We start from the raw sequence: 25,351 nt of genomic DNA, 5'->3' as shown, positions 1-25,351 counted from the left end.
GTCAAATCAAAAGGATTATCTACAGGGTTATAGACACCGTCGTAATGCTTTTTAGTTATTAGAATAATAAGTCAATAACCTTTAAAGAAATCCTAATTCAGTATTAGTAATAGCTTCATTTATGTTTCGTTATAAGGCAAGAAGTTTCATTGACACTCTGGAAGAATATGTTTTAAGATTACTTCCAAACAGATTTAATTCTTAGTTAATTTATGTATTTAATTAGTTTTGGAGGTTGCTATGGGGAAACATATTTATTTAAATGCGTTTGATATGAATTGTGTTGTACATCAGACACCTGGTTTGTGGACGTACCCAAGTGATCAGGCGTCCGAATATAAAACGTTAGATTACTGGGTAGAGTTAGCTAAGCTATTGGAAAAAGGAAAGTTTGACGGTTTGTTTTTAGCCGATGTATTAGGCATTTATGACGTTTATAGGCAAAGTAACGAAGGAGCTCTTAAACAAGCTGCTCAGCTTCCCGTGAATGAACCAACTGCGCTTATTTCCGCTATGGCGTATGCTACAAACCATTTAGGGTTTGGGGTAACGGTATCTACTACTTATGAGAAGCCTTATGCGTTTGCGCGTAAATTTTCGACATTGGATCATTTAACAAATGGCCGTATTGCATGGAATATTGTGACTTCATACCTTGAAAGTGGATCAATCAATCTAGGATTAGAAGAACACTTTACGCATGAAACCCGCTATGATATTGCCGATGAATTTTTAGAAGTCTGCTATAAGTTATGGGAAGGAAGTTGGGAGGAAGGAGCTGTTGTAAAAGATAAAGAAAAAGGGATCTTTACACTTCCAGACCGGGTTCATCCTATTAATCATAAAGGGAAGTGGTTTAGTGTTCCAGGCGTACATTTGTCAGAACCTTCACCGCAGCGAACTCCAGTTTTATTCCAAGCAGGAGCTTCTGCACCAGGAAGAGAATTTGCTGCCAAACACGCTGAATGTATCTTTACAAGTTTTCCTACTAAAAAAGTAGCCTCAGATTATGTGAAAAAAATGCGCACTCAAATTGCTGCAGAGGGCAGAGACCCAGATAGCGTATTAATTTTTAATTTATTTACCCCAATTGTTGGACGAACAGAAAAAGAGGCTGAAGAGAAGCTTGCTCGTTTTGAAAGCTATGTGAATTTTGAAGGGGCAGCTACGCTGTTTAGCGGCTGGACGGGAATCGATGTTTCTGCCTACGAACCAGAACAACTCATTGAATTTATTGCGACAAATTCAGTCCGTTCCGCTTTAGAGAAATTTACAATAAGTGATCCGGATAGAAAGTGGACGGTAGAAGAAGTAGTGAAATTTGTCAGTATCGGAGGGATGGGCCCAGTTACTGTGGGGAGTCCAGAACAAGTAGCTGATTTTATGGAAGAATGGATAAACGATACGGGCATGGATGGGTTTAATATGGCTTATGTAACCACACCGGGGACGTTTGCTGATTTTATTGATTTAGTGATTCCTGTTTTGCAGGAAAGAGATTTATTCAAAACGGATTACAGTGAAGGAACTTATAGAGAAAAGCTATTTGAAAAATCACAATTCTTGCCTGATGAACACTATGGCGCTCGATATCGAAAGACGAGCCAAAAGGAGAGTTTAACATGACTGTGACCACTGTAAAGGAAGAAATTTATCTTGATCAAGCAAAAAAGCTGTCCGTTTCTTTTGCAAAGGATGCAGCACAAAGAGATAAAGAAGGGGGAACACCGAAACAGCAAAAAGATGCTATTCGCCAAAGCGGGCTGTTAAATTTATTAATTCCTCAAAAATATGGCGGAGAAGGCGGGAAATGGTCAACGGCTTTGGCTATTGTTCGAGAGTTGGCGAAAGGCGATGCAGCATTAGGTCACTTATATGGCTATCACTCCTTGTTTGTCTCAGATATCCGAATCAAAGGTACAGAAGAACAGCAGGCCTATTTTTATCCTTTATCTGTTCAGCAGCAAGCTTTTTGGGGAAATGCCTCTAATCCTTTAGTAGAAAGTCTAAAAGGCGATAAGCAATCACAAGGTTATCTATTAAATGGAACGAAAGCTTTCGGTTCTGGTTCACCTGATTCTCAGTACTTGTGGCTATCGTTTAATGACAGGGAAACGGGGCAATATTTAAACGGAGTCGTGCCTACTGACAGAACAGGCATTACCGTCAAAGATGATTGGAATGCGATGGGACAAAGACAGACGGGAAGTGGAAATGTAGATTTTAAAAATGTACGAATAGAAGAACATGAAGTGGTTCAAGATTTTGTTGAAAATCCTACTCCTTTTTCAACTATTGGAGCCTCGCTGTCGCAAATTATTTTAACGAATGTCTTTATAGGAAGCGCTTTTGGAGCAATTGAAGAAGCACAAAACTACACGGCTTCTAAAACAAGGCCTTGGTTAACATCAGGAGTAAAAAAAGCTTCGGATGATCCAGGTATACTGCGAAAATACGGTGAACTCTGGATTCAAGCGAAAGCAGCCAGTGCACTTGCAGATGAAGCAGCTCTCATATTGGATGAAGCGTGGGGAAAAGGCAAAAAACTAACGGAAGAAGAACGTGGAAATCTAGCAGTTCACGTAGCGGCTGCCAATGTTTTTGCTGGTAATGCCGCACTGGATATCACAAGTAAGATATTTGAAGTTATGGGAGCGCGTTCGGTTCATGCTGAATACGGATACGACCGATTCTGGCGTAATGTAAGAACTCATACTCTTCATAATCCAGCTGAATACAAGCTTCGAACGGTTGGGGACTGGGTGTTGAATCAGCAGTACCCTACACCTAATCCGTATGCTTGATTTAAAAATAGTAAAAAATGAAGCTATCAGACAACTGAGGCTCCTTATTGCAGTTTATTTGTAATAACGGAGTTTTTTTATGTAGCTTTAAAAAGGGGCGAATACAAGTGGAGTTGTTTTGGTTTATTCCAACGTATGGGGATGGACGTTATTTAGGAAGCCATGAAGGAGCCAGGGCTGCAAGCTATTCTTATTGCAAACAAGTTGCACAAGCTGCGGATGAGCTAGGCTATAGCGGGGTCTTGCTTCCGACGGGAAAGTCATGTGAAGACGCGTGGATTGCTGCATCTACTTTAGTGCCCGTCACTGACAATCTGAAGTTTTTAGTAGCAGTACGCCCGGGTTTAATGTCGCCTACACAAGCCGCAAGAATGGCTGCAACATTTGACCGATTTTCTAAAGGAAGGCTTCTTATTAATGTTGTAGCAGGAGGAGATCCCGTTGAGTTAGAAGGAGACGGAGTGTTTTTAAACCATCACGATCGCTATGAGCTGACAGATGAATTTTTAACCATATGGAGAAGGGTATTAAATGAATCGGATGTTCACTTCGACGGAGACTACTTGAGTGTTAAAGGTGGAGACGTACTTTATCCGCCGATCCAAAAACCGTATCCTCCCCTTTATTTTGGAGGCTCTTCTCCTGTAGCGATGGACGTTGCCTCAAGGCATATAGACGTCTATTTGACTTGGGGAGAGCCTCCTGCACAAGTAAAAGAAAAAATTGAACGAATGAAAGAAAAAGCCAGGCAGACAGGAAGAGAAATTCGATTTGGCATCAGGCTTCATGTCATTGTTCGTGAAACTGAAGAACAAGCCTGGAAAGCGGCAGATGAACTGATTCAACATGTTGATGAAGAAGCCGTTAAATCAGCCCAAAAAGTATTTTCTCGAATGGATTCAGAAGGTCAAAAACGTATGAGCGCCTTGCATCAAGGCGACCGTTCAAACTTAGAGGTAAGCCCTAATCTATGGGCTGGTGTAGGGTTAGTTCGAGGAGGAGCAGGGACTGCTTTAGTAGGAGATGCTGATACAGTGGCACAACGAATCAAAGAATATGCAGAGTTAGGTATCGAAACATTTATTTTATCCGGGTATCCTCATTTAGAAGAAGCATATCGAACAGCAGAGCTTTTGTTTCCAAGGCTTCCAGTTAAGCGTAAGCACGATGAGAACGAGCGCACATTTATCAGTCCATTTGGTGAAGTGAAAGTGAATGATAAAACACCGGCTAAAAGGTGAGAAAGGAGGGAAACAGTGAACAATACCCAAACGATTGCAGCGTCTCAAGAAAAGATCCTTGAATTGGCTAACCGGTTGGCTAAAGAGTTTTCCAAAACTGCTGTAAAAAGAGATAGAGAAGGCGGAACGCCTCTACATGAGCGTAATCTGCTTAGAAAAAGCGGTCTTTTAGCCCTCCCAATTCCTAAGGAATACGGAGGTTATGGAGCCGACTGGCCGATTGTTTTTAAAATCGTGAATATCATTGCGAAAGCAGATAGTTCACTTGCACACTTGTTGGGTTATCATTATTTGACGATTTGTTCGACGTTTCTGTTTGGAAGTACTCAGCAGTACAAAACTTTTTACAAAGAAACGGCAGCTCAGCAGCTTTTTTGGGGCAATGCCTTTAATCCTAGAGATTCGGGGCTGAAAGCAGTTCGAGAAAATGGACGATTAATGCTCAGCGGAAGCAAGAGTTTTTGTTCTGGGGCAACGGATTCCGATCGTTTGTTAGTATCGGCTCAAGAAGAAAACGGTGAGGTATTGCTATGTGTACTTCCTACTCATAGAGCCGGAATTGTTACTGAAGATAATTGGGACGGATTTGGACAGCGCCAAACGGATAGCGGAAGCGTAAAGTTTGAAGGTGTTATCGTGTATGAAGAAGAAATATTGCATAAAGCAGCTGAAGAGCAAAAGGTTTTTCCTACGGTACGAACGCATTTGGCTCAGCTTATGCTCACTCACTTATTGTACGGTATTGCTCAAGGCGCTTTGGAAGAATCAAAAGCTTACGTGAAGGCTCATACAAAACCGTGGCTAAGTTCAGATGTTGAAGCAGCAGAGCAAGATCCTTATATTATTCAGCAATACGGTGAAATGAGTTTAAATCTTCATGCTTGTTCAGCACTTATCGAAAAAGCTGTTGCAGAATTTAATCATGCATGGAAAAAAGAAGACGCGTTAACGAAACAGCAGCGGGGCGAGTGCGGAGTCGCCATTGCGATGGCTAAAACATTTACTGCCAAAACGGCCTTACATATTACTTCCACTATATTTGATGGGATGGGGGCTAGAGCTACGTCTGATCAGTATAAATTTGATCGCTACTGGCGTAACGCACGAACAATTAGCTTACACGATCCTGTTGCTTACAAGCTGCGTGACATAGGTAAATGGTATCTTAGCAGTGAACTGCCGCCGATTACCCCATATTCATAGAAAGTCTGCTAAAAAGAGGCTGGGACAAAAGTATTTTAATTGAAGGAAGATCCGAACGATGAATCGTTCGGATTTTTTCATGGTTAGAGTGAACGTAGGTTTCTTATATTGAGTTGCTTCTAGCTGTTGATTGGGTGGATTTCATTATGTAGCTATTTCTTTTTTACTAGAATAGGTATAACTTTTTTAATTAAAAAATAACGAATCAGCTTGTTTAAATAGATAAAACTGATATAATGATAACGATTATCAGTTTCAAGAGTCAATTATCTACATAAAGATACAAGCAGGAGGAATGACATTTGAATAAGAAAAAAATAGGACTGCTGGCTTTTATTACAATGCTGGCAATCGGAATGCTTATCGGCTGCAGCAGCACGAACAAGGAAAATTCAGCCGATGAAAAAAATGAAAAAACAAGAGTGGTTAAACATGAGCTTGGAGAGACAAAAGTAAAAGAAAATCCAAAGCGAGTAGTCGTATTAGAGTTAGGTTTTATTGATGCATTGTTAGATGCTGGGATTAAACCTGTAGGAGTAGCTGATGATGATAAAGCAGAACAGCTTATTGATAAAGATGTACTAAAAGAAATTAAAGGATACAAATCAGTTGGCACGCGAGCACAGCCAAGCTTGGAATCGATTAAACTGTTGAAGCCAGATTTGATTATCGCTGATTCAGAACGTCATAAAAATGTATATAAAGAATTATCAAAAATCGCGCCAACGATTGAGTTAAAAAACTTAAATGCTAATTACGATGATTTACTAAATACGGAGTTAAAAGTAGGAGAAGCGGTTGGCAAGAAAGCAAAAGTTGAAAAAGTGGTAGAAGAGCATAAGCAAAAAATGAAGGATTTAAAAGCAAAAGCACCAAAAAATCCGGGCAATGTACTTGTTATCGCTGATGCAAATGGTAATATTAATGCTAGAACTTCAAATTTCTTTACAACGGGTGTTCTTGAGCAATTAGGCTTCAAAAATGCATTAACAGATCCTACAAAAGAGTACAGTGTAAAAATGACAATGGAACAGCTGGTAAAAGCAGATCCGGACAAACTCATTGTTATGCGAAATGAAAAAGGTCATACGCCTTTAGCAAAACAGCCATTATGGAAAGAGCTAAAAGCGGTTAAAAACAATCAAGTGTATGAAGTTGATGTATTTAAATGGTCTCTTCGCCGAAGTGTACAAGGTGCAAATGGTATTGCAGATGAAGCAGAAAAGTTATTATTTGAAGGCAAATAATAACGAAGAAAAGAACAATCCAGCGGGGTTGTTTTTTTCTTTTTATTGAACTTTCAAATGAAAGGAGGCGCAGTCTATTATGAAAGCTGTTCACGGTTTATCCAAAAGAAACAAATCTCCACTTCGTATAATAGCTATTTTCCTTGCGGTTATTATTCTTTTACTGATTTCTATGTTTTTATCTATTTCCATCGGTTCTATACATATTTCTTTTGGAACGATTAAGCAAGCTATACTAAATTTTGACGGATCAAAAGAACAATCTATTATTCAAACTGTCCGTCTGCCTCGCTTATTGGTAACGGCATTTGTTGGCGCTAATTTGGCTGTCGCCGGAGCGTTGATGCAAGCATTAACTAGAAACCCATTAGCTTCTCCTGGTATTTTTGGTATTAATGCTGGGGCATCAGCGGCAATGGTATTTTTAACGGTTTTAGTTCCGAGTGTAAGCATGATTGGTGGGGTATTTGGAGCATTTTTAGGAGGCGCCTTTGCTGCTGTTATTGTCTACGTCATGAGTTCGTTGATTAAAGGAGGAGACAGCGATGTAAAGCTTGCTTTAACGGGTGTCGCTATACAAGGTATGCTTATGTCTCTTACGCAAACGCTGTTAATTTTTAATGAAAGCAAAACAGAAGGCGTTATGTTTTGGCTCACCGGCTCAGTTATTGGGCGGGATTGGGGACATGTTCACGTGTTGCTTCCTTTTAGCATTGTGGGTCTGCTTATTGCGTTTGGTCTGGGAAGAGCGTCTTCTTTGTTATCTTTAGGAGATGATGTAGCTAGAGGACTCGGGCAGCGAGTCTTTGCCATTAGAGCGTTCACTGCAGTTGTTGTGATTGTATTAGCAGGTGTTTCTGTGGCAATTGCGGGTCCCATTGGCTTTGTAGGGCTTGTTGTTCCGCATATGGTTCGTTATTTAATAGGTGTAGATTACCGAGTTGTTTTGCCAATGAGCGCGCTGCTTGGTGCATCTTTATTGCTATTAGCAGACGTATTGTCGCGATTTATTACATATCCGTATGAGACCCCTGTAGGTGCAGTAACAGCATTGCTTGGAACACCGTACTTTATTTACTTGGCGAGAAGCAAAAAAACAGAAAGGAAGGCATGAGTATATATGCAGACTGTCAATAAAACAAAAAAGCAGCCATCTCGATTCAAGTCTGTCGGCCTGTTTATCATTCTTTCTGTCTTAATTATAGCGCTAAGCGTGATAAGCCTTAGCTTAGGAGACATTAACATACCGCCATTAGATATTATTACGTCTTTTATTGGCATTGGCGATCCTGACTTGACGTCTATTTTGGTAGAATTTCGCCTGCCTCGTATTTTGCTGGCTATTTTAACGGGAATCGGCCTAGCTGTGTCCGGAGTCGTCGTACAGTCTATTATGAGAAATCCGCTCGCCAGTCCAGATACATTAGGTCTTTCAAGCGGATCAGGGTTAGCTGCTGTTGCAGTCACTATTTTACTGCCTTTAGCAAGCCCGTCTGTTTTATCAGTCGCTGCGTTTGCAGGAGGCTCTATTGTCTTTGTAATCGTCTATTTGCTTGCTTATAAAAAAGGAGTAGAACCTATTCGATTTGCATTAATAGGTGTAGCAGTCAGCGCTTTTTGTTCATCGGGTATTCACTTGTTAATTTCAAAAGCAAATCCAAACGTCAATGCGGCACTCATTTGGCTGAGCGGCAGCTTATGGGGAAGAACATGGGATCAATTGATTGGTTTACTTCCGTGGGTCGTTATACTAGTACCGCTGATTTGGCTGTTAGCTGCTCGGTTAGATTTAATTCATTTAGGTGATGAAGTGGCTCGAGGACTAGGGGCTAGAGTAGAGTTAATTCGTCTAGTATTACTAGCAAGCGCAGTGGCAATGACGGCTGCTGTTGTGTCGGTTGTTGGCACTATTGGCTTTGTAGGGCTTATTATTCCTCATGTGGCCAAACGGTTAGTGGGACCGAGACATAAACAACTAATTCCTACAGCCGCTTTACTTGGCGCTTTGTTTGTACTAGCAGCAGATTTAATTGGGCGAGGAATTGCTCCTCCGATTGAAATTCCGGCCGGATTAATCATTGGCATTATCGGCGCTCCGTATTTTCTTTATTTATTGTGGAGAGAATCTAAAAAATAAGCTCGCGCTTTAGCGCGAGCTTATTTTTATTCCAAATGAATTTTTGGGAATGGAATATGCGGAGGCTCTTCTAGCCATCCTTGTTCAATACTTATTCTTGATACTTCTTTGGCATATTCCAAAATTTCAGTTGTGAAGTTTGTATAATTTAACGCGAGATCTAAACGCGGGCTCGTTGACATCGCCAGCCCGTATCCACGTACATTTTCAGTAATCATCGCGGCTAGGTGAAACATCATGAGTTTTTCTGAAAATGGAGGAACGGAAGACTTTTCTACTCCGTAATCCCACTTCATTGTGACCGGTATGTTTTCTACCATCAGCGGTTGTGACAGGGATTCAATATGCTGCTGCACAAGTTCTCTACCCTTTAATAAAAAAGCCTGAATGTCCTGAGAAGGAGCTATTTGAGCAAATCCTAAAATTAAATCTTTTGCAATCAAATTCGTCTGTATACTTGATACGATATGAGAAATTTCAATGACGGTTAACGGGCGCTTTTCATCAAAATAGCTCCCTAGAAAGAGTTCTTTGTCGTTCATATCAGACGCATCTGCAATCGGAATAGGAGGAAGCTCTATAAAGATTTGTTTTTCTAACAGCAAATCTGTAATCGTTTGATTGAGCTTTTCCGCTTTTAGCAGCAAGCTGCGAAAAAAAGACCGTACATCATTTCTTGCGGCAACATCGACGCCCGTAGTTGCTGACAGCAGAAGGACATTTGAAATATGCTTCAAATAAAGCAAATAAAAGGAGTCCGAGAACAACTTTGGTGCTTCAGCATCAACGTCTTCGTCTCCGAAGCCAAGCGGAATTGGCATATTTTCTTTTAAAAAGATAGCAGTGAGCGCATCACTGTTTTTGGTTGTGATGTGCAGTGTACCTTGAATCGCTTTTTGAATATCCAAATCGTCTACATGATACAGAAAATGTTTAAGCATACAAGAAATTGCTTTATCGTTCATATATTGCTTCCAAATAACAGCCATCTCGGCGGCTGACAGTGGAGAAAATGATTGATTGTTCATAATAAACTCCTCATATATAGATAATTAACAAGTTTCTAAAAGGTTATTAACTAGTATAAGTCAAAGGAAGTAAGATAAACACTATAGAAAGTAAAAAAAGGTATCAACATTTTATTATAAGAGTAACCTTCATGCATAATTTAAAGGTTCTTTTAGGAAAAGAAGAGCTCAACCGCTTCTTTCTTGCAAAGCAGAAATAAAACCGAAATAATAAATGAAGAAAGTTAGGCAAGAAAGGAGTTTCATTATATGCCAGAAGGTCCAGAAATTAGACGAGCAGCCGACGAAGTGGAAAAAGCGATTATCGGTCTTCCCGTTCGCGAGGTATGGTTTGCTTTTCCATCTTTGCAACATTATGAAGAAGTATTGACAGGAGCTCGTATTGAGAGAGTAGATACAAAAGGAAAGGCTATGCTTATTCGTTTTGACAACGGCTATACCATTTACTCACATAATCAGCTTTATGGAAAATGGTATGTTCGTTCATCTTACAATTATCCATCTACAAACAGACAGCTGCGCCTTGCAATTCATAATGAAAAAAAATCAGCGCTGCTTTATAGCGCTTCTGATATTGAAGTATTGCGTGATGAAGAAGTTCCAGCTCATCCTTTTGTATCAAGGGTTGGTCCTGATATCTTAAGTGAAGAAGTAACGGAAGGTGAGCTTTTAGATCGTTTTTATTCTAAACCTTTTTATCGTAGAAAGTGGGCATCGCTACTGCTAGACCAAAGCTTTATAGCGGGGATTGGAAATTATTTGCGCAGTGAAATTCTATTTGTAGCGGGAATTAATCCTGCAGCTCGTCCAGTAGACTGCACGGAAGAACAGCTTAAAAAGGCAGCTGAAGCAACCATTTCTCTTGTAAAACAGTCCTATGAAACAGGTGGCATTACAAATGACGTAGAGCTTGCTGAAACGTTAAAAAAGAAAGGCCAAAAGCGCTCTGAATACCGCCACTGGGTTTTTAACCGTGAAGGAGAAGCTTGCCGAATTGACGGCACGTCTATTCTAAAAGTCCAAGCTGCTTCTAGAAGACTTTATTACTGTCCTACTTGTCAAAAATAGCAGGATATATTGATTCTGCTATTTTTTTGATGCGGAAATGAATGAACGTTCATTTTTGTGATATAGTTAAAAAGTAAAGTCATGATCTTAAGGGGAGGGATAAGATGGAATGTAAAGCAGGAGATACATTTACGTGGCAAAGAACGTTTCAAGAGGAAGAAATCATGCAGTTTGCGGAGATGACTGGAGACCGGGGCAAACATCATATAGAACGTGACGAAAAAGGGCGGCTAATGGTGCATGGACTTATGACTGCTAGTATTGGGACAAAAATAGGGGGAGACTTAAACTACATTGCAAGAGAAATGGTGAGTGAATTTCTTCGTCCAGTTTTTGCAGGAGATACGATTACCTGTGAATGCGTATTAACTGAAGTAGAAAAAGCAGATGGTTTTCAAAAAGTGAAAATCAAATCAGTGTATCGAAATCAACAAGGTAAAGAAGTACTGATAGGGACAAGTAATGGAATTATTCGAGATTAAATTGAAAGCGTTAACAAAATGTGAGTTATGAATATGGTTAGAAAAGTCACGGGTTCGTGACTTTTTTTGCTGTTCATTTTCCTTCTTTTGTAATTTACCATTTAAATGTAAATATGGTAAATTAGTAAAGTTGAGTTTCATAAATGGTAAAAATGTGTATTTACTAAGTACATAGATTCTTAATTTTGGAAAATATTTAAAAAGGAGTTTCTTACATGAAAAAAATAATGAATACAGGCTTAGCACTATCATTCGCTCTATTGCTTTCGGCATGTGGGATGCCGTCTTCAGAGGAATTAACGGGTGACGTGAAAGAAGCACAAGAAAAGGTGAAAAATGTCCAAGTGAAAGTCACTGGGAAAGAAGAAGGATCCTCTGATTACAAAGTCAACGGAGTACAAGAGTTTGATTTTAAAAGCAAAGCAGGTTACATTAACACAAGAATGAACGGCGAAGAACTAAAGATGTATCATGACGGAGATGAAACGTTAGCTGTGGCTGGAGAAGAAAGCACAAAAGTACAGGGAGAAGAAAAAAAGTACGTTACGGCTTTAATTAATAATGCTATGGAGCTTCAACAAAATCCAATACGCTACTATCAAAAATATGATAAAAATCTTCCAAATGAATTTGACGTTACCGAGAAAGACAAAGAGTATGTATTAACATTCAACGGAGACAAAGACAAAAAGCAAAAAATTGTAGCAGATGATGCTAAAGCTTATTATAAAATAACAAATCAAGGCAGCGATACTGCTGTGGATCTTGATCAAATTAAAGGAAAAGATTTTTCACTTGTTGTGACAATTGATAAAGAAACGAAGCAAGTAAAGAAAGTAGAGAAAAAACAGTCGTATTCAGTTAAAGTAGACGGAAAAACAGAAAATTCAAAGTCTAAGCAAACGTATACGTATACATATAATCAATTAGACAATGTAACAAAACCAAAAGTGGAAGCAAAATCCGCTGCTGCTTCTAAAGATAGCAGCACCGAAACGCCAAGTAAAGAAAAGCAAGCTGCCTATGCCAAGGAAGCGGGACAATACGTGGATGCTTTAATTCAAGCAACTGTTTATCAAAATACAGATCAATTTGTTGCTAAACATCCGAATCAGCAAGATAAGAAGCAGGTAAAAGAAAAAGGGGAGTTCCAAAAGAGTTCGTTTGTAGAGTTTTTTGAAACGAATTTTAAAGGTGCTTTATCATCATTGAGCTCAAATATAACCGATGAGCAGTTAAACGAAGTAAGCAGCGCTTTTCTAAAAGCTCTTTCATCTACAAAATATAACATTAAAGATGCAGCGTATAGTGCTGAAGATGATGCGTACGTTGTACAAGTCGAAATTCAAGGATTTAACGATGCAAGTGTATTAGCGGAAGTCATGACACCACTTGCAGAAAAATATCAGGCGGGTGAGCTGAGTAACGAGCAGTTAGTAAACGAACTTATTAACGGAGTAGCAAAACGCTATCGTGAGCCAGTTGAATTACTTCCGGCAAAAACAGTCCCTGTACACGTTATAAGAAATGGTGAAAAAGATTACGAAGTTTTAATGCAAGATGAGTATCTGTTAACATTTGCTCAACAATCATAAATAGACATAGAAAAAGATTTCAGCTATATGCCTGAAGTCTTTTTCTATGTTTGTTTAAAATATAATTTTAAAAATAAAATAAATTATTGAAATTATATTTTAAAGGAATTATAATAACCATAACTTCACTACATGATGAAAAAGTAGCTAAAAAAATGAATGAACAGCTTACATTATTAACACAGAGTCCCAAAATGAGCAGACCATGAAGATAGATACGGCTAGTACAAAAGAAATTTTGCACGTAATGAATAAAGAAGATCAAAAAGTGGCGCTGGCTGTGCAAGAAGTACTTCCAAACGTAGAGGTAGCAGTTGAGTTTGTAAGTGAATTATTTCAAAAGGAAGGCCGGCTTATTTATGTCGGTGCGGGAACAAGCGGACGCACTCCTTATGTGATTGGTGCATTAAGATATGCAAAATCTGTAAAAGCTAAAGCAGTGGCGCTGTCTTGCAATGGTAATTCTCTTATTGGAAAAGAAGCGGGCCATAGTATTGAGGTGGTAGTAGGTCCAGAAGTGCTAACAGGTTCCACAAGGTTAAAAGCAGCAAGCGCTCATAAAATGATTCTCAACATGATTTCTACCGCGGCTATGATCAAAGTAGGAAAAGCGTATGAAAACTTAATGATAGATGTTCATGTGAGTAATGAAAAGCTTAAAGAGCGAGCGATAGGTATTATTTGTAAAATTACAGGTGTTTCTTATGAGCAAGCAAGTCAAACGCTTGAAGAAGCAAATAATGAGGTAAAAACAGCAGTGGTTATGATCAAAACAAATGAAAATTACGATACCGCAAAGACGTTACTGAATAATGCGGGGGGTTATGTGAGAAAAGCGATTGAACATTACGTATAAAGGAGAAAAACGATGTCAACAGGCGGATTAACAATGATTAAAAACACGGTGGCTAAGCTTCCGGATTCGGAGAGGAAAATTGCTGAATATATTTTAAACAACCCGCATACTGTGGTAAACAGTACGGCTGGGGAACTAGGAAGACTAGCGAATGCGAGCAGTGCCGCTGTTATTCGTTTGTGTAAATCTATCGGGGTTAGCGGCTTTCAAGAATTAAAGGTAAGAGTAGCCGGTGATTTAGCTAAAGATACAGAACAAGGATACCGCGATATTGAAACAAACGAAACGATTCAAACTATTGTCAAAAAAACAGTAAGCAACAGCATTCAAAGTTTAAGTGATACGGCCGAGCTTGTGAATTATAAAGAAGCAGAGCGGGCTGTTTTGACATTGATTGAAGCCAAAAACATTCATTTTTTTGGAATCGGTGCTTCACATATTATTGCTATGGATGCGCAACAAAAATTTCTTCGAATTAATAAAAATGCGACGGCTTTTGCAGATAGCCATCTAGCAGCTACACTCATCGCAAATGCAAGTAAAGACGATGTAGTTGTGGGCATCTCTTTTTCAGGGGAGACCCCTGAAGTAAGCAATGTCTTATCTTTAGCTAAAAATCGCGGAGTAAAGACGATTAGCTTAACTAAGTACGGACAGTCTACCGTTTCGTCTTTAGCAGATATTTGTTTGTATACGTCTTATTCTCAAGAAGCGCCGTTTCGAAGCGCAGCTACATCGTCTCGTTTAGCCCAGCTTTATGTGATTGATGTTTTATTTTTAAGTATTGCAGCGCAGCAGTACGACCAGACGATTGAGTATATTGACAAAACAAGAGATGCCATTCAGTTTTTGAAAGATAAAAAATAAAAAAAGAAAGCGATTGCAAAAAGGGGATTTTGTGGTCTGTTTCCTCAGTGGCGTATCCATCTAAGAGGAAAATACAAAGGGGGATTAACATGTCTTTAGATAATCATCAATTAGCAAAGGCTGTTTTGGAGATGCTTGGGGGAGCATCCAATATTGAAGCGTATACGCATTGTATGACGCGGCTGCGCGTGACTGTAAAAGATGATTCAATCGTTAAAAAAGCAGATATACGAAAACTTGAAGGCGTGCTCGGGTTAGTGGAAGAAGAGACGCTGCAAATCATTATTGGTCCCGGCAAAGTGAACAAAGTAACAGAGGAGTTTGGAAAGTTAATTGATGAATCCGGCGGTATTAACTTAGAAAATCGTGCAGCACAGCGAAAATCGGAGCTAAAAGAAAAAAATGCAACTCCGTTTAAGCTCTTGCTTCGCCGAATTGCAAGTATTTTTATTCCGTTGATACCTGCTCTTGTAGCATCTGGACTTATTACTGGAGTGACAAAAGCAGCTGTGCAAGCGAAGTGGCTTCCGGCGGATTCACAGATTGCTATTCTTTTAACCGTTATCGGAAGCGGTTTATTTGCTTATCTTGGTATTTTAGTAGGTATTAATGCCGCAAAAGAGTTTGGAGGTTCGCCAGCTCTAGGAGGCTTAGCCGGTATTTTAGTCATTAATCCTGCCGTAGCTGATATTAAACCTTTTGGGGAAGCACTTCTGCCGGGGCGGGGTGGTTTAATAGGCGTGTTGCTTGCAGCAATCTTTATGGCCATGTTAGAAAAACGAGTACGTAAATTTGTCCCTCAGTCACTGGATATTATTATTACACCAACCGTTACGGTGTTAATTACAGGAATTATTACGTATGTGGTATTCATGCCAATCGGCGGCTTGATTTCAGACGGAATCACAAAAGGTCTTTTAGGAGTTTTAGAGGTGGGAGGAGTTGTAGCAGGCTTTGTTTTAGGGGCAACGTTCTTGCCGCTCGTCATTACGGGACTGCATCAAGGCCTTACTCCTGTTCATTTAGAGCTTATCAATTCAATTGGAGATGATCCGCTTCTTCCTATACTAGCAATGGGCGGAGCCGGTCAGGTCGGTGCAGCTTTTGCTATTTATATCAAAACAAAGAAAAAACGTTTAAAGCGAGCAATTGGAGGCGCACTTCCTTCAGGACTGCTCGGAATCGGAGAGCCGCTTATTTTTGGAGTCACACTTCCTTTAGGGCGGCCATTCTTAACCGCTTGTCTTGGAGCTGGAATCGGCGGAGCGTTTCAGGCGCACTTCCATATTGCAACTGTAGCAGTGGGAGTATCAGGTTTGCCGCTTACGTTTTTAGTTCATGCGCATCAAATTCTTCTTTATTTACTTGGATTAGTTATTGCTTACGCAGCAGGCTTTATTTGTACCTATTTCTTTGGATTTAACGATGAAATGGCGAGGGAGTTTGAATGATTGGCATTTCGTTTTATTTGAACGATAGAGATGCCAAACAAAGGTTAGTAGAAGCGAGTGAATGCGGCGTTACACGCGCATTCACTTCACTTCACATTCCAGAGGAAAAAGGAGATTTGGCTGAACGGGCAAAAGAATTGCTTCATGTGTCTAGAGATTGTGGAATAAGCGTGTATGCAGATGTATCCAAGCATACACCGTTTCATTTGGGTATCGAAAGCCTTATGACTCTATCTTCACTTGGCGTATCAGGTATTAGACTAGACGATGGCTTTAGCGTAGAAGAAACGATTTTACTTGCGGATGAGTTTTATATTGCCCTTAATGCAAGTACATTGTCAAAACAAGAAATAGAAGCGCTGTTATCTGCAGGCCTTCATCATCATCAGCTGCTTGCTTGGCATAATTTTTATCCGCGGCCTGAAACAGGGCTTGAAGAAACGTTTTTTCAACAGCAGACAGATTTATTCAATGAACTTCGTATTCCAGTGTGTGCTTATATTCCTGGAGAAGGCGAAAAAAGAGGTCCTATTTATCAAGGTCTTCCTACTAGAGAAAAAGACCGTAATAAATGTCCTTTTACCTCTGCAGTAGATTTATACGGATGCGGAGTAACGGAGGTTTATATTGGAGATCCATACGCCAGTTCAAGTTTATTAAAACGTTTAGTTCAATATCAAGAAAACCGCATTATTCCGCTACGCATTCGTTCACCTCATATACAGGGAACGTACAGCGTGCGTCCGGATATATCAAGAGACGTTCTGCGTTTGGTGGATACACGATCTGTAGAACCAGTGCCGCCATATCATACAGTCGAGCGCGGAATCGGAGCAATTACAATGGACAATGATGGCTACGGACGTTACAGAGGAGAGGTTCAAATAGCTAAAAAGAATTTGCCTGCAAATGCTAATGTTAACGTGATTGGGCATGTGATAGAAGAAGATCATGAACTGCTTTCGTTAGTGAGATCGGGTCAAAAACTTGAGCTTATTCCTGTCTAAATGGAAAAATCGTGTATTTTTAAAGAAGCTGATAGCTAACTAGTAAGTTTATAAAAACAAAGAGCACACACTGCTTGAAAAAGGTGTGTGCTTTTTATTTTACTAAAAAGGAAACTATTTTCATTACCCTATCATGAACCTTTCTATTGAATAAAACGCTTTACTATGATAAAACTATTACAGGTAAACATATGATAATAGATTAATTTCATAGAGATACAACACCACTAGGGGTGCTTTCGAAGCTGAGAGAGACGAGAAGTCTTAACCCTTATAACCTGAACTAGGTAATACTAGCGTAGGAAAGAGGTATTGTAATGCATGTTTTGTATGGGATTTCCTTACGAACTCGTTATAATAATTTTGTGTACATAAACAAAAACACTTCTTTCCTGCGAAAGAAGTGTTTTTTTATGCGTAAAGGAAGGTGTCATACATGGAAGAAACAATTGATTTGCTTGTCAAACAGGTAGAGGAGCGCAAAGGAGAGTTAATCCAGTTATTAACAACGCTTGTTTCGTATAAAACGCCAGCGCCTCCTGCACGAAATTCTCATGAAGCGCAGCTGCACGTAGCGAATTTTCTTAAAAACTGCGGTTTCTCCATTGATATGTGGGACTTATATTCTAACGACCCCATCGTAGTGGGTACGTTAAAAGGACAAAAATCAGCTGACTATCAAAGCCTGATTATTAACGGTCATATGGATGTTGCTGAGGTACAAGAAAATGAAAAATGGGAAACAGATCCGTTTGAAGCTGTCGTGAAAGACAATAAAATCATCGGACGCGGAGTTGCTGATATGAAAGGCGGCTTGGCAGGAGCGTTGTTTGCAGTTCAGCTTTTAACGGAAGCAGGAATCAAGCTGCCGGGAGACTTGATTTTTGAATCCGTTGTAGGAGAAGAAGTAGGAGAGGCAGGTACGCTGCAATGCTGTCAGAAAGGGTATACAGCTGACTTTGCGCTTGTAGCGGATACAAGTGATTTGCATATTCAAGGTCAAGGCGGAGTGATCACGGGATGGATTACGATAAAAAGTAGTAAAACCTATCATGACGGTACACGCCGAAGTATGATTCATGCTGGAGGAGGGCTTTTAGCCGCAAGCGCTATTGAAAAGATGGCAAAAGTGATTGGAGGGCTGCAAGAATTGGAGCGTCACTGGGCTGTTACAAAGAGCTATCCAGGATTTTTGCCAGGGACAAATACGATTAATCCAGCAGTAATCGAAGGCGGAAGACATGCTGCTTTTATTGCAGATGAATGCAGGCTGTGGATCACCGTTCACTATTATCCCAATGAATCGTACGACCAAGTATCAAAAGAAGTGGAAGAATACATTTTAGCTATTGCAAAAGCGGATCCATGGTTAAAAGATAATCTGCCAACCTTTGAATGGGGAGGCACATCAATGATCGAAGACAGAGGAGAAATCTTTCCGTCATTAGAAATTGATGAAAATCATGGAGGAGTGCAGCTGCTTGCAAATACTCATGAACAAATGGAAGGGAAAAAGCCTCCAATTGATGTGTCAACTAGCGTAACAGACGGGGGATGGCTAGCTGATGCGGGAATTCCGGCGGCTATTTACGGTCCGGGAAATTTAGCAAATGCACATGCTGTGAACGAACAATTAGATATTAATCAGCTTGTTCAATATACAAAAGTGATGGTGCAGTTCATTTATACGTGGCTGCATACGCATAAGGAGTGAACATCATGAAATTTAGTGAACGATTATACGAAAAGCTGCAGCCTATTTGGCGTCAAAATCATAATCATCCCTTCGTACAGGGAATGGGAGACGGAACGCTTGAAAAGGAAAAGTTTCGCTTTTACATGATTCAAGATTACCTTTACCTAATTGATTATGCCAAGTTATTTGCAATTGGAGCCATGAAAGCTACCGATCTTCAAACGATGGGGAAATTTGCAGGCCTTTTAGATTCTACGTTAAATGAAGAAATGAGCCTTCACCGTGAGTATGCCAAGAAATTTGAAATCAGCGAAAAAGAATTAGAAAAAGCGCAGCCATCTCCTACAACGCTTGCATACACACATTATATGCTACACGTTGGTCAAAGCGGAACATTAGCTGAATTAGTGGCGGCTCTTTTGCCTTGTATGTGGAGCTACTGGGAAATAGGAAAAGAACTCAGTGAAAAGCCTGGAGCTAACAATGAGTTTTACCGCGAGTGGATTGAAATGTACAGCTCAGAAGAATTTGGAGAACTTGCGACGTGGTGTATAAACTTATTTGACTCACTTACTGAAGACAAATCAGAAGCGGAGTTAGAAAAGCTCGAAGAAATTTTCTTAAATACGACGCGTTTTGAGTATATGTTCTGGGATATGGCTTATAACGAAGCGATGTGGCCAATTCATGAATAACTCTGTGTTATCTTTTCAAAACGTCAGTTTTACGTACAAAAATGGTGATCAAGCGATTTTAAAATCATTAAACTTAGACGTGAAAGAAGGCGAGTTTGTCAGTATCGTTGGAGCGAGCGGATCTGGAAAAAGTACGTTGTTTCGTCTCATTACGGGTCTTGAACAGCAGAGTGAAGGCGATATCGTGATTAACGGAAAGTCTTATGAAAAGCGACTAGGAAAAGTAGGCTACATGCCGCAGCAAGATTTGCTGCTTCCGTGGCGTACGATTCTAGACAATGCAGCGCTGCCGCTTGAGCTTCACAATGTGTCAAAAGCAAGTGCTCATCAGCAAGTGTCTCAGCTGCTTGAAGAGTTTGGCCTAAAAGGGTATGAAAACCGTTTTCCAAGTGATTTATCCGGAGGGATGAAGCAGCGCGTTTCTTTTCTGCGGACGGTATTAAGCGGTTCTAACGTGCTGCTTTTAGATGAGCCTTTTAGTGCACTTGATGCAATCACGCGTTTATCGATGCAGGAATGGCTGCTTGACCAATGGCAAAAGCGTAAGCATAGCATCTTATTTATCACTCATGACGTCAATGAAGCGCTTTTTTTATCAGATCGCATTTTTATCTTTTCAGACAAGCCGGTAAGTTATCTTGAAGAAATTCAAGTGCCGCTTAGCAGACCTCGAACGCAAAAAGATCTGAATCAACAGCGAGTGCTTGATGTGAAGGATTATTTAATTGAACAGCTAAGATCGAAGGTGAACACATGAAAAAATACGGGGCTTCAGTGATTTTAGTCGTCATTTTGCTGGCTGCTTGGGAAATTGGAGCACGCATTGTAAACTATCCGTTTATTTTACCAACGCCCACTGGTATTTTAACAAAGCTTTGGGATTTGCGAATGGATTTATTGTTTAAACATTTGCCAGCTACGCTATCTATTGTTGTAATTGGGCTGATTATATCCGTGGTGCTGGGAGTTATGCTGGCTGTATGGATGAATTGGAGTCCGCTTATTGAGCGTGCTTTTTATCCGCTTATTATTGCATCTCAAATGATTCCGACCATTGCCATAGCTCCTGTATTTGTTCTGTGGTTTGGCTACTCCATTTGGAGCAAAGTGATTGTGACCGTATTAATTACTTTTTTTCCTATTACGGTTAGCACGTTTGATGGGCTTCGTTCCACAAACAAAGAGTTAAAAGAACTCATGCTAACGATGGGAGCAACAAAAAAAGATATTTTCTTTAAGTTGAACATTCCTTCTGCACTGCCTCATTTTTATTCAGGGCTCAAAGTAGCGGTTACCTTTAGTATAATAGGTGCTGCCATTGGGGAATGGTTAGGTGCGCAAGCAGGCTTAGGATATTTCAGTCGTCGCATGATGACACAGTTTGATGCAGCTGGTGTATTTGCACCAATTGTGATTTTATCTGCGCTTGGTATTTTATTCTTTATTATTGTAGTAGGTTTCGAAAAACGTTCATTAAAGTGGAGGAAAACAGAATGAAAAAATGGTTTGCGATTGGGTTAAGCCTGCTGCTTGTTTTGATGCTCGCTGCTTGCGGTCAGAACAAGGAAAATAAAGCTGGTGAAAGTAAAAAATTAAAAGACGTTACAATTATGCTTGATTGGTACCCAAATGCAGTGCACAGCTTCATTTACGCTGCACAAGAAAAAGGATATTTTAAAAAAGAAGGGCTGAACGTAAAAGTACAGTTTCCTGCTAATCCAACGGACTCGCTTAATTTAGCAGCTGCGGGGAAAGTTACGCTCGGCCTTTATTATCAGCCTGATGTAGCAATGGCACGAGCAAATGAAGATGTGCCGGTAAAGTCGGTGGGAGCGATCGTAAGATCTCCGCTAAACCGAGTTGTGGCATTGAAAGATAGCGGTATTAAGCGTCCTAAAGATTTAGAAGGAAAAGTAGTAGGCTACAGCGGAACACCATTAAGTGAATCTATTCTAAAGAAAATGGTAAAAAGCGATGGAGGAGATCCGAATAAGGTAAAATTAGTAGACGTAGGATTTGAGTTAAATTCATCGCTGATTAGTAAAAAAGTAGATGCCGTAATAGGGGCATATATTAATCACGAAGTACCATTGCTTCACAAAAAAGGATACAAAACAGTTGACATTGATCCTTCGGATTACGGCGTACCATCGTACTATGAGCTAGTGGCAGTTACTGGGGATCAAACGTGGGCAAAAGATTCTGATACGATTAAAGCGTTTTGGCGTGCCGCGACAAAAGGGTATGAGTACACAGAGAAACATCCAAAAGAATCACTTCAAATTCTATTAGATAACCAAGATAAATCAAACTTCCCTCTTGAAAAAGACGTGGAAACAAAAAGTTTAAATATTTTACTTCCTAAAATGAAGTCTGAACAAGGATTTGGCAGTCAAACGAAAGAATCATGGCAGTCAAATGTGGACTGGTTAAAAGAGTCAGGATTAATTAAGAAAAAGGCAAATGTAGCTGAAATGTTTGAGAATATTGTAGAATCCAAGTAAATAATTTAAAACAAATTTAAAAAAACCTTCTTATACTGAACGTAACTTTCTGAACGAGAAAGTGAAAAGGTAAAGGAGGTTTTTTTATGGCTTTTACGATAGTAGATAAGGAAACATGTATTGCTTGCGGAGCATGTGGAGGGAGTGCACCAGATCTTTATGATTACGATTCAGAAGGTCTTGCTTATGCAGTGCTAGATAACAACGAAGGAACAAAAGAGGTTCCTGAACATCAGCAAGATGAGATGATGGAAGCGTATGAAGGATGCCCAACAGAATCCATTAAAGTCGCAGGGCAGCCTTTTTATGGAGATGCAACAAAATTGGAATAGGGTTTTTGGAAAAAGTTAACGATAAAGTACATTTAGTTATGCGATAAATAAATATTTGGTGAGATAGAAAGTTTCAAAACAAAAAAGGTCTTGCCTAGAGCAAGACCTTTTTTTTATTCTAAATTTGCATGCTTTCCGTACATTGTATGGGTATCAAGTTCTTTCTTCTCCATGAAGCGAAGAATCAGCGCATCGTAAAAGAGAAGAAGCGTTTGTTCAAACAGTGACGCCATAGGCTGCACTGTTTGATAACTGCTTTGTTCTTGATCCTTCGGAGCACCGGGCAGCTTCACGATAAAATCAGCCAGCTTGCCAAGCTTGGAATCGGGAGAAATTGTAACTACTCCAACTTTTCCTCCAAGTTCTTTTGCTTTTTGAGCGATAGGAATCAAGCTCTTCGTCTCGCCAGAACCTGATCCGATGATTAATAAATCGTCCTTCGTGAAAGTTGACGTCACGGTTTCTCCAATGACATACGCATCAATGCCCATATGCATCATACGCATAGCAAATGACTTGCCCATAAGACCTGAACGGCCTGCTCCGGTGACAAACACTTTTTTAGATGAGATGATGCCATTTACAAGCTGTTCAGCTTCATCGTCAGCGATTAGAGCTGTTGTTTGTAAAAGCTCATTCATAACCGTTTTTAAATGTTCGCTCGTCTGCATAGAAAGCTCCTTAATTTGTAATAAGCTCTTTCATTTGAGAAGCAACTGATTTTTTATCGTCTTGGCTCGTGATTCCTCCGCCAACGATAACAAGATCAGGCTGTGCTTTTACTACTTCAGGTAAAGACTCTAATTTAATGCCGCCAGCAACAGCTGTTTTTGCATTTTTCACAACGCTTTTGATTGTTACTAAATCTTCAAAAGAGTTTTGGCCAACTGCTTGAAGGTCGTATCCTGTGTGTACACAGATATAGTCAACGCCAAATTCGTCTAGCTCTTTTGCGCGTCCTTTAATATCTTTTACACCAATCATATCGACTAGAATTTTTTTACCTTGTTTTTTCGCTTCTTCAACTGCACCTTTAATTGACATATCTTCAGCTACACCTAAGATGGTAATGATGTCTGCTCCAGCTTGAGAAGCTTGCTGTACTTCATAACCAGCTGCATCCATGATTTTTAGGTCAGCTAATACTTTTAAATTAGGAAATGCTTCTTTAATTTCTTTAACGGCGCGAAGCCCTTCATTGATTACAACAGGTGTACCGATTTCCACGATATCAATATGTTCTTCAACTTCTTTTACTACCTCTTTTGCTTGAGAAATATTAACAAGATCTAACGCTAATTGTAATTCCATTCTACTCCACTCCTTACAGAAATCTATAGATACCTTTTGTGCTTTTTTACATAAAAAGCAGCTGGTGTAGTTATTGTACCCGCAGTTTGAGGTTCTTAAAAGTACGCACTTTTCCCACAAATAGTGTGGGGAATGATAGTATACAGAAGTATACTAATGGACATATCAGTCTTGTAACCGCTTAATTTTCATTAAAAATGCGGATGATATTGATTAATATCATCCGCATAAAAAATAAAAACTATGGAATAGAAGGATTAGTTTCCATCATTTAATTAACGTTTCTGCCTTTTGTTCTTGATTGATCAGCACTGTATCACGGTAATTTTTACCCCAATCGTACATGGCTGTCAAAATAGGCATTAAACTTTCTCCTTCTTTTGTAAGCGAGTATTCGACTTTAGGTGGTACGACAGGATAAACTTTACGGCTAACAATTAGATCTTCTTCCAGTTCCCGCAGCTGGTTAACCAGCATGCGCGGCGTAATATCAGGAATAAGCGATTTTAGTTCCCCGAACCGTTTTGTTCCTTCACGTCCTAAGTGCCATAGTATCAGCATCTTCCATTTTCCGCCGATAATAGCAAGCGTTAATTCTTTTTCACAGTTAAATTCCTTATTAAGCTGGCTCAATTGTTTCACCCCTATGACCAATAGTATAAAATTTCTTTTACAGTACTTCTTATTATACCGGTGCTGACAATCCTTTTACAAAAATCCGGCTTGTATCTTTCCATTAAAAAACTTAGCTTTTCTTACTATATAGTTATTCTTGACTAGTGAGGTGTAAAAGGTGGCCTTTAGTCATGTTTTTTATTTTTAAGGAATTCAATTGTTTAAATATAAAAAAAGATGGGAAATCACTCAATAACGATGCTAAAGGAGGCAGTAAAAATGGAAAGAAACCAATCTGAATTACAAAACCCTGCTTTAAGCAACAGCGCAGGCATTAACAACGATGTAGGAATTAATAACAATCCACAGATAGCTAATAGCACTGCTGCTGTTAACACTGGAAAAAGCTGCAGCAGCAAGCTAGTAAAAGGTGTTGTTGTCGGAGCAGTTGTGGGTGGATGTATAACATTGCTTGATAATAAAACTCGCTCATCTGTTAAAAGAAGAGCCGTTACATTAAAGGACTCCTCTGCAAACATGATTAATCAAGTAAAAGAGAACCCTCAAGAAACAAAGGAAAAAATGGTGCAACAAATGAAAAATGCATCGAATCTTTTAAAAGATGCAATTAATGATGCCAAACATTTGTACGAGCGTGTAAATGAAGATTTCTTTAAGCAAGCAGAGGATGTGAAAAGCGTTACGCATGATGCAAAATCGACGGTAGAAGATGCTAAAAGTGATTTACAGCAAATTGGTGAAAAAGTGAAAGATGCAACTTCTGAAATTAGTAAGGACAAAATGACCCCAGACGAAAAACCAGAAGCTGAGCGTGAAAGAACATACCAATCTATTCACTAAAAAGGAGATGTTTACTGTGAGTCAAATGAATGAAGGCACCATAAAAGACATGAATAAAATTGAAGAAACGGCAGATAATTTAGGGACGGAGAAGAAAGAAGCAATTTTGCAGAATTTTGATACGTTTACTGATTATTTAAGTCAAAAAGTTTATGTCGGGAAAAAGCTCGGGTTAAGTGAGGAACAATTAACGGCCGCTACAAAAAAAGTGGCTAGCTATTTAGCCAAAAATGAGGAACCTCGAAACCGAGAAGAAAAAGTCCTTCATGAGTTATGGAAAGTCAGCAGTGAAGAGGAAAAAGAAGTTCTTTCTCATCTCATTTTAAAACTAGTTGCGTAACATTAAAAAAG

Annotated in this window: 26 protein-coding genes and 1 riboswitch; of the genes, 22 read left to right on the top strand and 4 right to left on the bottom strand. The window is 39.5% G+C overall.

Annotated elements, in window-relative coordinates; genetic code table 11:
• The first annotated feature begins 240 nt into the window (after positions 1-240).
• The 7 genes from MMB68_RS16665 (at position 241) to MMB68_RS16635 (ending at position 8,632) form a co-directional block, all read left to right on the top strand.
• Positions 241-1,626, top strand: coding sequence for an LLM class flavin-dependent oxidoreductase (locus MMB68_RS16665; protein WP_042992311.1), 1,386 nt, complete (start codon positions 241-243; stop codon positions 1,624-1,626).
• Entirely contained in the window at positions 1,623-2,804 is a 1,182-nt protein-coding gene (locus MMB68_RS16660; RefSeq protein ID WP_277549203.1) for an acyl-CoA dehydrogenase family protein, read from the top strand. Before MMB68_RS16665 ends, MMB68_RS16660 begins: the two co-directional genes overlap by 4 nt.
• A 107-nt stretch (positions 2,805-2,911) precedes the next feature.
• Positions 2,912-4,045, top strand: a complete 1,134-nt coding sequence (gene ssuD / locus MMB68_RS16655; protein WP_115653125.1) for an FMNH2-dependent alkanesulfonate monooxygenase — start codon at positions 2,912-2,914, stop codon at positions 4,043-4,045.
• Positions 4,046-4,060: 15 nt separating this feature from the next.
• Positions 4,061-5,248 carry an acyl-CoA dehydrogenase family protein gene (locus tag MMB68_RS16650; protein WP_221780494.1) on the top strand — a complete coding sequence of 396 codons (1,188 nt, stop codon included), beginning with the start codon at positions 4,061-4,063 and terminating at the stop codon, positions 5,246-5,248.
• A 302-nt stretch (positions 5,249-5,550) separates the two neighbouring features.
• Positions 5,551-6,495, top strand: coding sequence for an ABC transporter substrate-binding protein (locus tag MMB68_RS16645; RefSeq protein WP_028412138.1), 945 nt, complete (start codon positions 5,551-5,553; stop codon positions 6,493-6,495).
• Between the two features lie 79 nt (positions 6,496-6,574).
• On the top strand, positions 6,575-7,609 hold the full coding sequence (locus tag MMB68_RS16640) for a FecCD family ABC transporter permease (RefSeq protein ID WP_277549202.1): 1,035 nt from the start codon (positions 6,575-6,577) through the stop codon (positions 7,607-7,609).
• A 6-nt stretch (positions 7,610-7,615) separates the two neighbouring features.
• Complete coding sequence (locus tag MMB68_RS16635; protein WP_115653127.1) at positions 7,616-8,632, top strand: FecCD family ABC transporter permease; 1,017 nt, start codon at positions 7,616-7,618, stop codon at positions 8,630-8,632.
• A 26-nt stretch (positions 8,633-8,658) separates the two neighbouring features.
• Here the strand turns inward: MMB68_RS16635 and MMB68_RS16630 are convergent, their stop codons facing one another.
• A complete protein-coding gene (locus tag MMB68_RS16630; protein ID WP_014461417.1) occupies positions 8,659-9,660 on the bottom strand; it encodes a DUF3231 family protein in 1,002 nt (333 codons plus the stop codon).
• Positions 9,661-9,909: 249 nt separating this feature from the next.
• On the opposite strand from MMB68_RS16630, the gene nei reads away from it, so the two are divergent.
• The 13 genes from nei to MMB68_RS16565 all read left to right on the top strand — a co-directional run bounded on the left by nei (position 9,910) and on the right by MMB68_RS16565 (position 22,213).
• On the top strand, positions 9,910-10,728 hold the full coding sequence (nei, locus tag MMB68_RS16625; protein ID WP_277549201.1) for an endonuclease VIII: 819 nt from the start codon (positions 9,910-9,912) through the stop codon (positions 10,726-10,728).
• 104 nt (positions 10,729-10,832) lie between these two features.
• The gene (locus tag MMB68_RS16620; protein WP_014461415.1) at positions 10,833-11,210 is read left to right on the top strand and encodes an FAS1-like dehydratase domain-containing protein; all 378 of its coding nucleotides are present in this window, start codon (positions 10,833-10,835) and stop codon (positions 11,208-11,210) included.
• Positions 11,211-11,425: 215 nt separating this feature from the next.
• Positions 11,426-12,805 carry a DUF6612 family protein gene (locus tag MMB68_RS16615; protein ID WP_208732714.1) on the top strand — a complete coding sequence of 460 codons (1,380 nt, stop codon included), beginning with the start codon at positions 11,426-11,428 and terminating at the stop codon, positions 12,803-12,805.
• A 205-nt stretch (positions 12,806-13,010) separates the two neighbouring features.
• Positions 13,011-13,661 carry an N-acetylmuramic acid 6-phosphate etherase gene (locus MMB68_RS16610; protein WP_277549200.1) on the top strand — a complete coding sequence of 217 codons (651 nt, stop codon included), beginning with the start codon at positions 13,011-13,013 and terminating at the stop codon, positions 13,659-13,661.
• Between the two features lie 12 nt (positions 13,662-13,673).
• Entirely contained in the window at positions 13,674-14,528 is an 855-nt protein-coding gene (locus MMB68_RS16605; RefSeq protein WP_042992307.1) for a MurR/RpiR family transcriptional regulator, read from the top strand.
• A gap of 89 nt (positions 14,529-14,617) precedes the next feature.
• Entirely contained in the window at positions 14,618-15,979 is a 1,362-nt protein-coding gene (locus MMB68_RS16600) for a PTS transporter subunit EIIC (protein WP_277549199.1), read from the top strand.
• The gene (locus MMB68_RS16595) at positions 15,976-16,986 is read left to right on the top strand and encodes a MupG family TIM beta-alpha barrel fold protein (protein WP_277549198.1); all 1,011 of its coding nucleotides are present in this window, start codon (positions 15,976-15,978) and stop codon (positions 16,984-16,986) included. Before MMB68_RS16600 ends, MMB68_RS16595 begins: the two co-directional genes overlap by 4 nt.
• Positions 16,987-17,205: 219 nt before the next feature.
• Positions 17,206-17,308: riboswitch (TPP riboswitch) on the top strand.
• Between the two features lie 114 nt (positions 17,309-17,422).
• Positions 17,423-18,700 carry an acetylornithine deacetylase gene (locus MMB68_RS16590; RefSeq protein WP_277549197.1) on the top strand — a complete coding sequence of 426 codons (1,278 nt, stop codon included), beginning with the start codon at positions 17,423-17,425 and terminating at the stop codon, positions 18,698-18,700.
• A gap of 5 nt (positions 18,701-18,705) precedes the next feature.
• Positions 18,706-19,377 (top strand): thiaminase II, encoded by a 672-nt coding sequence (tenA, locus tag MMB68_RS16585; protein ID WP_115653134.1) that lies wholly within the window; start codon positions 18,706-18,708, stop codon positions 19,375-19,377.
• A complete protein-coding gene (locus MMB68_RS16580) occupies positions 19,370-20,134 on the top strand; it encodes an ABC transporter ATP-binding protein (protein ID WP_277549196.1) in 765 nt (254 codons plus the stop codon). Before tenA ends, MMB68_RS16580 begins: the two co-directional genes overlap by 8 nt.
• Complete coding sequence (locus tag MMB68_RS16575) at positions 20,131-20,874, top strand: ABC transporter permease (protein WP_121944473.1); 744 nt, start codon at positions 20,131-20,133, stop codon at positions 20,872-20,874. Before MMB68_RS16580 ends, MMB68_RS16575 begins: the two co-directional genes overlap by 4 nt.
• Positions 20,871-21,881 (top strand): ABC transporter substrate-binding protein, encoded by a 1,011-nt coding sequence (locus MMB68_RS16570; protein WP_277549195.1) that lies wholly within the window; start codon positions 20,871-20,873, stop codon positions 21,879-21,881. Before MMB68_RS16575 ends, MMB68_RS16570 begins: the two co-directional genes overlap by 4 nt.
• An 86-nt stretch (positions 21,882-21,967) precedes the next feature.
• Positions 21,968-22,213 carry a ferredoxin gene (locus MMB68_RS16565; protein ID WP_182420898.1) on the top strand — a complete coding sequence of 82 codons (246 nt, stop codon included), beginning with the start codon at positions 21,968-21,970 and terminating at the stop codon, positions 22,211-22,213.
• 113 nt (positions 22,214-22,326) lie between these two features.
• On the opposite strand, the gene hxlB is transcribed toward MMB68_RS16565, so the two are convergent.
• The 3 genes from hxlB to hxlR all read right to left on the bottom strand — a co-directional run bounded on the left by hxlB (position 22,327) and on the right by hxlR (position 24,157).
• Positions 22,327-22,884 carry a 6-phospho-3-hexuloisomerase gene (gene hxlB, locus MMB68_RS16560; protein ID WP_182420897.1) on the bottom strand — a complete coding sequence of 186 codons (558 nt, stop codon included), beginning with the start codon at positions 22,882-22,884 and terminating at the stop codon, positions 22,327-22,329.
• A 10-nt stretch (positions 22,885-22,894) separates the two neighbouring features.
• Positions 22,895-23,524 (bottom strand): 3-hexulose-6-phosphate synthase, encoded by a 630-nt coding sequence (gene hxlA, locus MMB68_RS16555; RefSeq protein WP_013055599.1) that lies wholly within the window; start codon positions 23,522-23,524, stop codon positions 22,895-22,897.
• A gap of 267 nt (positions 23,525-23,791) precedes the next feature.
• Positions 23,792-24,157 carry a transcriptional activator HxlR gene (gene hxlR / locus MMB68_RS16550; RefSeq protein ID WP_221812584.1) on the bottom strand — a complete coding sequence of 122 codons (366 nt, stop codon included), beginning with the start codon at positions 24,155-24,157 and terminating at the stop codon, positions 23,792-23,794.
• 261 nt (positions 24,158-24,418) lie between these two features.
• On the opposite strand from hxlR, the gene MMB68_RS16545 reads away from it, so the two are divergent.
• Positions 24,419-25,000: a hypothetical protein gene (locus MMB68_RS16545; RefSeq protein WP_221812583.1), complete on the top strand. Its 582-nt coding sequence runs from the start codon at positions 24,419-24,421 to the stop codon at positions 24,998-25,000.
• 16 nt (positions 25,001-25,016) lie between these two features.
• Positions 25,017-25,340, top strand: a complete 324-nt coding sequence (locus MMB68_RS16540; RefSeq protein ID WP_221812582.1) for a DUF3243 domain-containing protein — start codon at positions 25,017-25,019, stop codon at positions 25,338-25,340.
• The last annotated feature ends 11 nt before the right edge of the window (positions 25,341-25,351 follow it).

It is taken from the genome of Priestia sp. Y58 (assembly GCF_029522095.1).
In the GTDB taxonomy this organism is placed as follows: Bacteria; Bacillota; Bacilli; order Bacillales; family Bacillaceae_H; genus Priestia; species Priestia megaterium_E.
The sequence above is the reverse complement of the archived record's forward strand: the minus strand, read 5'-3'. Positions and strand labels throughout refer to the sequence as shown.